The sequence below is a fragment of the Sphaerotilus hippei genome, from assembly GCF_003201595.1.
Taxonomy (GTDB): Bacteria; Pseudomonadota; Gammaproteobacteria; order Burkholderiales; family Burkholderiaceae_C; genus Sphaerotilus; species Sphaerotilus hippei.
In genome coordinates this window covers 22,708-33,272 of record NZ_QJJS01000027.1, presented here as the reverse complement: position 1 = coordinate 33,272, position 10,565 = coordinate 22,708, and the positions used below count along the sequence as shown (strand labels likewise).

Annotated in this window: 5 protein-coding genes; 2 read left to right on the top strand and 3 right to left on the bottom strand. The window is 72.0% G+C overall.

Translation table 11 applies throughout. The features are described from left to right. The 3 genes from C7444_RS19095 to C7444_RS19085 form a co-directional block, all read right to left on the bottom strand. Positions 1-163, bottom strand: a 163-nt coding sequence (locus tag C7444_RS19095; protein ID WP_146219452.1) for a transposase, incomplete at its 3' end; no start/stop codon positions are given. A 373-nt stretch (positions 164-536) separates the two neighbouring features. Then, positions 537-2,168: a substrate-binding domain-containing protein gene (locus C7444_RS19090; RefSeq protein ID WP_110402448.1), complete on the bottom strand. Its 1,632-nt coding sequence runs from the start codon at positions 2,166-2,168 to the stop codon at positions 537-539. Further along, positions 2,165-4,888 (bottom strand): hypothetical protein, encoded by a 2,724-nt coding sequence (locus C7444_RS19085; protein ID WP_146219451.1) that lies wholly within the window; start codon positions 4,886-4,888, stop codon positions 2,165-2,167. The genes C7444_RS19090 and C7444_RS19085 overlap by 4 nt, the downstream gene beginning before the upstream one ends. A gap of 227 nt (positions 4,889-5,115) precedes the next feature. Here C7444_RS19085 and C7444_RS19080 point away from each other — a divergent pair, with 227 nt between their 5' ends. Then, positions 5,116-6,900, top strand: a complete 1,785-nt coding sequence (locus C7444_RS19080) for a GGDEF domain-containing protein (RefSeq protein WP_110402446.1) — start codon at positions 5,116-5,118, stop codon at positions 6,898-6,900. 22 nt (positions 6,901-6,922) lie between these two features. Then, positions 6,923-10,477, top strand: a complete 3,555-nt coding sequence (gene dnaE / locus C7444_RS19075) for a DNA polymerase III subunit alpha (protein ID WP_110402445.1) — start codon at positions 6,923-6,925, stop codon at positions 10,475-10,477. Positions 10,478-10,565: the final 88 nt, after the last annotated feature.

The window sequence follows — 10,565 nt, the reverse complement described above, 5'->3', positions numbered from 1 at the left end:
GTCGCCAGGGCGCTCCCGCGCGCGCCAGCCAGCGCAGCGCGTTGAACACCTCGCGCAGGTCGTGGCGGCGCTGCGGCGCGTTCACATCCATCAGCCTCAGGTACGGCGCCACAAAATGCCACTCTTCTTCGCTGATGTCGCTCGGGTAGGGTTTTCTGGTCACGGGGTCAGCTTATCTTCAGCGCCGGACGGCTTGCGGCAAGTTCATAACACGCTCTAGATCGGAGCGCCCCGGCGCTGCCAAGCCATTGATAGCTCATTGAAATCCTCCGCTTGACTGTGCTTTCATACAGCACTAAATTTCCGGCAAAAGCGGCACGCGTTTACAAACTTTCGGTGAGGGTACGGTGCGGTATTCATCATCTCTCCCTGAGTTGATTTACTTTTTTTGCCAGCTTACGGCGCGGTCCTGGCACCGTCCAGCGCTCAGCACGGGGGTGGCGTGCGACTTTGCCGGTGCGGGCGTTTTAGGGCGCAAAAAAGCGGGCCGCATGGGCCCGCTGGGTTGGTGTGAAGGCAGCGCGGGGGATGGCTGCTTATTTGCACGCCTCGGCGCGGGGGGCGGTGACGGGGCGGGAGGTGAGCCACACCTCGACGCGGCGGTTGCGTTCGCGGCCGGCGGGGCTGTCGTTGGCGGCCACGGGGGCGGCGGGGCCGAAGCCGTGGATGACGGCGGGGCGCACGCCGTAGGTGGCGAGTTCGGTGGCCACGGTGTCGGCGCGTTGCTGGGACAGGCGCTGGTTGACGCAGGTGCCGCCGGCGTTGTCGGAGAAGCCCAGGAGCAGGACCTTCTCGTTCTTGCTGGCGCTGCGCTCCAGCAGCTTGACGATGCGGTCCAGGTCGCGCCGGGCCTTGTTGTCGAGGCGGTCGGAGCCGTTGAGGAAGCGCAGGTTGACGGACAGGCGGCGGGCCTCGCCGGTCAGGCTGCGGTAGACGGGGGGCAGGTCGGCGGCGGGCGATGCGGCGGTGGCGTCTGCCGTGTCGGGCACCTGGCCGATGAAGCCTTGGGCGTCGGCCACGCGCTGGGCCTCGTCAGACACCGCAAAGTTGGCAAAGCGGCGGGCCAGCTCAGGCGCCTTGGGGCTGACGTAGAGGAAGAGGCGGCGCGAGAGGGGGTAGTCCTCGGTGGCCACCGTGAAGCGGCTGGGGCGCAGCGGGGCGGCAGCGCCGTCGGACACGGCCACGGCGCGGGCGTTGCGCACGTAGGGCAGGCCGATGAAGCCGATGGCCTGCGGGTCCAGCGCCACCGCCTCGGACAGCTGGCCGCTGTCCTCGTGGCGCCGGGCCGTGGTGACCAGCGCCTCCTTGCCCATCACCAGCGACTTGAAGGTGTCCCAGGTGCCCGACTGGTCGTCGCGGGCATGCACGGACACCGGCCCGGGCGTGCCACCGACCTCGGCCCAGTCCTTGACCTGTCCGGCAAACAGCCGGCGCAGCTGCTCGAGGCTCAGCCGCGACACCGGGTTGCCGGGGTGCACGATCACCGCCACGCCGTCGAGCGCGATCACGTGCTCGCTGCCGGCGGCGCTCAGGTCGCCGAGCGACTTCGTGCCGGCCAGCTCCTCGGGCTTGATCGGCCGCGAAGCCACGCCGACATCGGTGACGCCGCTGGCCAGGCCGGTGAAGGCGGTCGCGGTGCCGTGGGCATGCAGCTCGACCTCGACGCTCGAGCGGCCGTCGGCGCTGCGGGCCAGCAGCCGGCGCTCTTCGGGCCGGGCGCCGGGCTGCAGGCTGAACTCGCTGTAGCCGTCCTCGCGCAGGAAGGCTTCGAGCAGGGCCGGCGCCAGGCGGGCGCCCACGGTGTTGGAGCCATGCACCCGCAGCAGCCGGGTGCCGGCCGGCGCCACGCGCGACGAGGCCGGCCCCGACGAGGCGATGGCCGGCCCGGCCGCGACCCTGGCCGGTGCGGGATCGGTCTGGGCCGCCGGCCGCAGGAACCACCAGGCCACCGCGGCGGCCAGCACCAGCAGGCCGACCAGCGCGGCGGCCAGGATCGGCAGGGGCAGCGTCGTCGAGGTAGCGGTGGACCCGCCGAACGGCAGCAGGCGGGAGCGGCATTCCGGGCAGCGGCTGTCGGGGCCGTCCATCGGGACGGGGGTGCGCGAGGCGGCATGGCTGCAGGCCGACGGCAGATGGGTGCAGATGCCCAGGGAGGCGGGAGCGTTCATGGGGTCATGTCCTGTCGGAGGATCTTCATCGCGGTGCGGGCCGCGTCGTTCCAGGCCCGCGATTCAAGGTCCCGGCCTTCGGCGGGCCAGCCCGGCCGCAGCCGGTCGATGCGGTGCAGCATCGTGTCGCGCAGCCGCACGAGGGTGTCGGCGTCGGGCTCGTGCGCCAGCAGCGTGTCGAGCACGGTGTCGTGCAGGGCGTCGACCACCGGCGAGCCCTGCCCCGCGGCGGCCTCGCCCAGGTCATGCCCCAGCGGGTGACGCTCGATCTCGAAGCCGTCCCCATCACGGCGCACCCAGACCAGCGCCGAGCCGGCCGACGCCGGGTCAGCCGGGCCGATGCAGCCCAGCGCATCGGCCAGCAGCAGCACGGCACGGGTGTGCGCCTGCCGCTGCGCCTCGGTCGGCGGCACCAGGTCCGGCCAGACCCGGCCGGGCTCGAGCTGCAGGGCCCGTGCCGCGCTGCCCTGGCCGCGCCGATGGGCCTGCAGCAGCTGCTGCAGGGACTGCACGCGGCGCCAGGCGGCCAGCGTCGCCGGGGTGAGCACCCGCCACGTCAGCAGCACGTCGGCCGCCGGCTCGGCATCGTCCGCCGCGCCCGGCCCCTCCGGCGCGAGGGCCTGCGGCCCGGCCCGGCCTTCGCTCACGGTGGCGATGGCGCCCGGCTGCAGCGCCATCGGCACGGCCGCCTGCCGGCGCAGCGTGTCCAGATCGAGGGCGCGGCGGGCCGGATCGGCCTGCCAGGCCGCGCCCAGGCGGGCCCAGGCGGCCTGTTCGACCTGCTGCACCGCGTCGGCCGGCAGCCGGGCCTCGCACAAGGCGAGCAGCGCCGGCAGGCTGGCGTCCTCGTCGAGCCACTGGGCCAGCGCCCGGAAGCTCGGCCGGTCGCCCCAGCGGGCGAAGGCCATCGGCCACAGCGTGTCCAGATGCGGGCGCAGCACCGCCTCGCCGGTCACCAGCCGGGTGCGCTGCTCGGCGAGCAGCTCGCGGGATTCGAGCCGGGCATCGGCCTGCAGCACATCGGCGGCCGTCGCCTCCCGCGGCTCGGGCAGGGCCGCGGCGGCGGTCCGGTCGACCCCCTGGGCGAGCGCGCCCAGCGCCAGCTCGCTGCTGTCGATCATGCCCTGCAGCGTCGTCAGCTGGACCTGCAGCTGGACGCAGAACCGCAGCGCCAGCGCCGCCTGCAGCGCCCAGGTGCGCGCCAGCGCCGCATCGCGCAGCAGGAAGGCGAGCGGCTTGAGGTCCTGGGCCCGGCCGGCGCCCAGCAGCGACCACACGCCACCGCGCACCCGGCCCGAGGCCGGCATCAGCGCATCGGCCTGCTGGCCGAGCTGCAGCGCCTGCATCTCGCGGCCGCGGCGATGTTCCTCGAGGACCTGGGCCTGCTGGTCGAGCCAGCCCAGCACCCGGGCCATCAGCTGGCCACAGCCGTGCAGGGAACGGCGCCGGTCGCGCCAGTCGTCCCAGAGCGTGCGCTCGATGCGCTGGCGCACCGCCACCGCGCGGCGCTGCAGTTCATGTTCGGGCAGGTCGAAGGCCGCCTGCACGCCGACGCCGCGGAAACGCTCGTCGCGGGCCTCGTCCATCAGCCGGCGCAGCGTCTCGGCCCGCTGCGCCGGCGGCACGACCTCGATCAGCCCGAGCGCATGAGCGGTCAACTGCTGCCACTGCTGCTCGACCTGGCCCTCGGGCTGATCGGGAACGTCGATCTCGGCCATGCCCGCGCGCAGCCAGAGGTGCTCGACCGACAGGCCCCAGGCGCCCAGCCGGGCCTCGTCGACCTGCACGTCCCGATCGAGCGGCGACGGGTGGCCGACCACCCCCAGCGCGGGCCGCCAGTGCTGGTAGCGCAGCTGGTTGAGCAGGCGCAGCAGCAGCTCGTGGCCGAGGTGGGTGCGGATCGCCCGGGCATCGCAGCGCACCCGGGCATGGCCGGCGGCCGCGAAGCGCTGCGGGCCGGACCCGGCCAGCAGGCCCGCGAGCGCCGGCGTCGGTGGATCGATCAGCAGCTGCAGCCAGCCGGCGCCGTGCTGCAGGCGCTGCAGGGCGTCACGCGGCTGCAGGCCGTCCTCGTCCATCGCCGCGCTCAGCCAGCAGCGGTCGAAGGCCGGCACGCCCTGCAGGGCCGCCGTGCCGTCGCCGCCCGCCAGCGACCCGGGCCAGCCGGCGCCGTCGGCCAGGGCCTGCAGCTCCTGCAGCAACACGGCGGCCTGCGCCTGCGCGGCCGGCCACGGCGTGGTGCCGGCCGTGTCGGGTTCGGGCAGCTGGGCATGCAGGCAGATCGGCGTGCCCGCAGGCAGCTGCAGGCGCAGCAGGCCGAGCAGGTCGATCAGCAGGCCGGCACCGGTCGCACTGCCCAGCTGCAGCAGCACGTGGCAGCACAGGGGCTCGCCGCCCGACAGGGCGCGCACGCGCTGCAGCGCAGCCAGCACCTCGCTGTGGCGGGCAGCCAACAGCAGCCGCACCTGGGCACGGGGCTCGTCGCGGTCCAGGTCCGGCCGGCCGAGCCGCAGGGCCTGGCGCTCGGCGGGCGTGGCCGCCAGCATCAGGCGCTGGACCTGAGGCGTTTCGTCGCGCCCGGACGGGCGGTCCGGCTCCCCCTGGTCCAGCAGCAGCGCCACCACCCGCGCCGCCTCCCCTGCTCCCCCCGTGCGACGGGCGACCAGCTCACGCCAGAGGCGCTCGCCGGTGCCCCCCAGGCCCACCACCAGATGATTCATGTCTTGTTGCACACCTCGTTACAACGCGCCACTCTGGTGCACGGTCATGACAAGGTCGTGACAGGAAAAATTGATGCCGCACAAGACCCACGCGGGGTACATAGAGGTTTCACGGCTGAGTCGTGGTTCACAATGAACCGATGATCACGGCAACGACCGTGACCTGAATCACAGCGCCTCCTCGTCATGACCCTGCATCCGATCGGAGTCCGCCGATTGCGACTCCGATGAGCTCCGACCCGGCGTGCCGTCCCGGCCGCTCCCTGCGCCTGCGATCCCTGCTGATCGGCATCGGGGCGCTGATCAGCAGCCTGGTGCTGCTGCTCGCGGCGTGGGTGGTGCGCATCGAGTGGACCCACCTGGCAGACAGCGAGGCCGGCTTGACCCGCGCACGGCGCCTGCAGGACGTGCTGCGGGTCGCGGAAATGGCCTCGCGCGAACGCGGGCCGGCCAACGGCGTGATGGGTGAAGACCTGCCCACCCCGGCCGGGTCGCTCGAGCGCCTGGCCCAGGCACGCGAGCGGACCGATGCGGCCTTTGACGCGCTGCACGCGCAGCTGCCGCCCGGCGAGGACGCGTCGCGGCACCTGGGCGACACCCGGGAGCGCCTGAAGGCCGCACGGGCCCAGGTGGACCGGATCGCCGCCAAGCCGGCGCCGCAGCGCCGCGCCGGCGAACTGCGCCAGGCGGTCTCGGACATGTTCGAGGTCATCGATGACCTGGCCCCGGTGGCCACCCGTTTCACCGACGAGGCCCGCCAGGCCGCGCCGGAGCTGGCCGGCCCGCTGACCGCCGCCCGCCGGGCCGCCGACCTGCGCGAGCTGGCCGGCCGGCTGGGTTCGCTGTTCACCTCGGCGCTGGCCCGGCGCCAGGTGCTGGGCCTCGATGAACGACTGGCCATCGAGCACCTGCGCGGCCGCATCGAGGAGCTGCGCCAGCAGCTGCAGCGCAGCACCAGCACGCTGCCGGCCACGCCACAGGTTGCCCAGGCGATGGCGCTGATGCAGCAGCGCTACTTCGGCGACACCCAGGCCTTCATCGCCGAGCAGCTGCGCATCGGCATGTCGGACGGCCGGTTCGAGCTCGACACCAGCGGGTTCGCGGCCCGCTACGTGCCCGACATGGACTCGTTCCTGCTGCTGCGCGACGCGCTGCTCGAGCAGGCACTGACCCAGGCCCGGGCCGAGCGGGACCGGGCGGCGCTGCGCCTGAGCTGGGCGGCGGCCGGGGCGGGCCTGACGCTGCTGCTGCTGGTCAGCGTCGTGGTGATCGTCAACCGGCGGGTGGTGCAGCCGCTGACCGATTCGACCGCCATCGTGTCGGCGCTGGCCGCCGGCCGCCTCGACCAGCCGGTGCCGCAGCACGGCGCCCGGGACGAGGTGGGCGACCTGCTGCGGGCGCTCGAGCTGCTGCGCCAGGACAGCCTGGAGCGCCAGGCGCTCGAGCGGGAACGGCAGAACCTGATCGAGCTGCTGCGTGACCAGTCCAACACCGACTTCCTGACCGGCCTGCTCAACCGCCGCGGCTTCATGGCGCTGGGCGGGGCCCAGCTGCCGGCGCTGCACCGGCGCGGGGCCGAGATCGCGGTGGCGGTGTTCGACCTGGACCACTTCAAGCTCATCAACGACCGGCATGGCCACATCTGCGGCGACGCGGTGCTCGACGCGATCGGTGAAGCCTGCCGGCAATGGTGCCGCCGCGGCGACCTGGTGTCGCGCTACGGCGGCGAGGAATTTGTCATCCTGATGCCCGACTGCACCGTGCAGGGGGCCTGGCAACAGGCCGAACGGCTGCGCAACGGCGTCGCCAGCCTGCGCATCGAGGCGCCGGGCCATCCGGCCCCGATCGAGGTGACCATCAGCGTGGGCGTGGCCACCTGCCGGCCGGGCGAGACCGACCTGGCCCGCATCATCTCCCGGGCCGACACCGCGCTCTACGCCGCCAAGCGGGAGGGCCGCAACCGGGTCCGGGTGTACCAGGAGCCTGCACCGGGGGAGCGCTCGCCCGCCTGACGCGCTTCACTAGAATCGCTCGATGAGCTTTGTCCATCTGCGCACCCACACCGAGTATTCCGTTGTCGACGGCACCCTGAGAATCGACGACGTGGTCCAGGCCGCGGCCCGGGACGGCCAGGTCGCGATGGCCATCACCGACCTGAGCAACCTGTTCGGCGGCATCAAGTTCTACAACGCGGCGCGCAAGAAGGGCGTGCAGCCCATCCTGGGCGCTGACCTCTGGCTGGAGCCCGAAGGCCCGGCCGCCGCCGGCGAGACACGCCCCGCCTCGCGCCTGATGGTGCTGGTGCAGGACCGCCAGGGTTACCTGAACCTCTGCGAACTGCTGTCGCGCGCCTGGATCACCAACGTGCAGCGCAACCAGGCCTGGGTGAAATGGGACTGGCTGGAAGAACTCGGCGACGGGCTGATCGTGCTGTCGGGCGGCCTGCAGGGCTGCGTCGGACAGGCGCTGGCCCAGGGCGACCGCAGCCGCGCCGGCGAGCTGGCCCGCCGGCTGGCCGGCCTCTTCCCCGGACGTTTCTACCTCGAGCTGCAGCGCGCCCAGCTGCCGGGACTGGAGGCCAATGTGCGCGCCACCGTGCCGCTGGCCGCCGAGCTCGGCCTGCCGGTGGTGGCCACGCACCCGATCCAGTTCCTGGAGGCCGACGACTTCGACGCCCACGAAGCCCGGGTGTGCATCGCCGAAGGCGAGGCGCTGGGCAACCCCAAGCGCATCCGGCGCTTCTCGCGCGACCAGCACTTCAAGACCCAGGCCGAGATGGCCGAGCTGTTCGCCGACCTGCCCTCGGCGCTGGCCAACACGCTGGCGATCGCGCAGCGCTGCAGCCTGACGCTGGTGCTGGGCAAGCCCCAGCTGCCGAACTTTCCCACGCCGATGCTGGCCGACGGCTCCTCGATGCCGATGGCCGACTACTTCCGCCAGCTGTCCTTCGAGGGCCTGGAAGAGCGGCTCGCCCTGCTCTACCCCGACGCTGCCCGGCGCGACGCCGAGCGGGCGCGCTACGTCGAGCGGCTGGAGTTCGAGCTGACGACCATCCTGAAGATGGGCTTTCCGGGCTACTTCCTGATCGTGTCGGACTTCATCCGCTGGGCCAAGGCCAACGGCTGCCCGGTCGGACCGGGCCGGGGCTCGGGCGCCGGCTCGCTGGTGGCCTACGTGCTGTCGATCACCGACCTCGACCCGCTGCACTACAACCTGCTGTTCGAGCGTTTCCTGAACCCGGAACGGGTCTCGATGCCCGACTTCGACATCGACTTCTGCCAGGGCAACCGCGACCGCGTCATCGACTACGTCAAGGAGAAGTACGGCCGCCCGGCGGTGAGCCAGATCGCGACCTTCGGCACGATGGCCGCCAAGGCCGCGCTGCGCGACATCGGCCGGGTGCTGGGCATGGGCTACGGCCACGTCGACTCGATCGCCAAGCTGATCCCGGCCCCGCCGGGCAAGTCGGTCACGCTGGCCCGGGTGCCGGCCGAGCCGGACGGCGGCGTGATCTACGCGCGGCTGGAGGCGCCGGAGCTCGAGGAGCGCGAGAAGAACGAAGAGGAAGTGGCCGAGCTGCTCAGCCTGGCCATGCGCGTCGAAGGCATGGTGCGCAACATCGGCATGCACGCCGGAGGCGTGCTGATCGCGCCGGGCAAGATCACCGACTTCTGCCCGCAGTACCAGCAGCCCGGCAGCGACAGCGCCGTCAGCCAGTACGACAAGGACGACGTCGAGGCCATCGGCCTGGTGAAGTTCGACTTCCTGGGCCTGGCCACGCTGACCATCCTGGAGCTGGCCAAGGACTTCATCGTCGCGCGCCACCCGGAGCGCCAGGACTTCAGCTTCGAGACCATCCCGCTCGATGACGCGCGGGTCTACCGCCTGTTCTCCGACGGCCTGACCGAGGCGGTGTTCCAGTTCGAATCGGGCGGCATGCAGCGCATGCTGCGCGACGCCAAGCCGAGCCGGCTCGAGGACCTGATCGCGCTGAACGCGCTCTACCGCCCCGGCCCGATGGACCTGATCCCGAGCTTCGTGGCGCGCAAGCACGGCCGCGAGACGGTCGAGTATCCCCACCCGCTGGTCGAGAAGGTGCTGTCGGAGACCTACGGCATCATGGTCTACCAGGAGCAGGTGATGCAGACCGCCCAGGTGCTGGGTGGCTACAGCCTGGGCGGCGCGGACATGCTGCGCCGCGCGATGGGCAAGAAGAAGGCCGAGGAGATGGCCGCCCACCGCGAGATCTTCCGCAAGGGCGCGGCCGAGAAGGACATCAGCCAGGACAAGGCCGACGAGGTCTTCGACCTGATGGAGAAGTTCGCGGGCTACGGCTTCAACAAGTCGCACGCCGCCGCCTACTCGCTGCTGGCCTATCACACGGCCTGGATCAAGGTGCACTACACGGCCGAGTTCTTCGCGGCCAACATGACCATCGAACTCGACGACACCGACAAGCTGAAGGTGCTGCGCGAGGACGCGCTGAAGTTCAGCGTCGAGTTCGAGGCGCCCAACGTCAACCAGGGGGTCTACCGCTTCGAGCCGGCGCCCGGCCAGGAAGGCCGCAAGCGGGTGCGCTACGGCCTGGGCGCGATCAAGGGCACGGGCCAGGGCGCGATCGAGGCGATCGTGGCCGCACGCGACGCCGGTGGCCCGTTCACCTCGATCTTCGACTTCGCCAACCGCGTCGACCGCAAGAGCATCAACAAGCGCGTGATCGAGGCGCTGATCAAGGCTGGCGCCTTCGACACCCTGCATCCGCTGGGCATGGACGGGCGCGCCCAGCTGCTGGCCAGCGTCAGCCTCGCGCTCGACTACGCCGACACCCAGGTCGCCAATGCCAACCAGGGCGGCCTGTTCGACTTCGGCGACGACCACGGCAGCTCCACCCGCGAGCCCGACTACGTGCCCGCCGCGACCTGGGACGTCAAGACCCGGCTCACGCACGAGAAGGTGGCCATCGGCTCCTACCTGTCGGGCCACCTGTTCGATCAGGTCGAGCCCGAGGTGCGGCGCTTCTGCCGGCGCCGCATCGACGAGCTCAGCGACAGCCGCGACCCGCAGATGCTGGCGGGCATCGTCTCGGACCTGCGCATCGTCAACGGCCACCGCGGCAAGGTCGCGATCTTCAAGCTCGACGACAAGACCGCCTCGATCGAGTCGGTGGTGGCCGAGGAACTGCTCAACGCCAGCACCCAGCTGCTCAAGGACGACGAGCTGCTGATCCTGCAGGGCAAGGCCCAGCCCGACCGGTTCAGCGGCGGGGTGCGCTTCAACGTGACGCAGATCTGGGACCTGGCGACCGCCCGCTGCCGCCATGCCCGCTTCCTGCGCCTGAAGACCTCCAGCGGCCTGCCGCCCCCGATCGAGCAGCTGCTGCGCGAGCACCCGGCGCGCCGCATCGAGACCGAACAGGGCGACCTGGTGCAGGGCGTGGGCGTGCGCCTGCTGATCGAGCGGGAGCATGCGGTCGGCGAGGTCGACCTGGGCGAGGCGGTGCGCTTCTTCCCGAGCGACGAGGCCCTGCTGCTGATGCAGGGTGGCCAGCCGGACGCCGCCCAGCTGGTCTACGGCGAAGAAACGAACTGACACGCAAGAACCGGGTGCTCACCGACCGGCAGCCCGACCCGGTCGGCGCCGGTCGGTACTGCCGCGTTAAGGGTCCACGGCCGTGTGG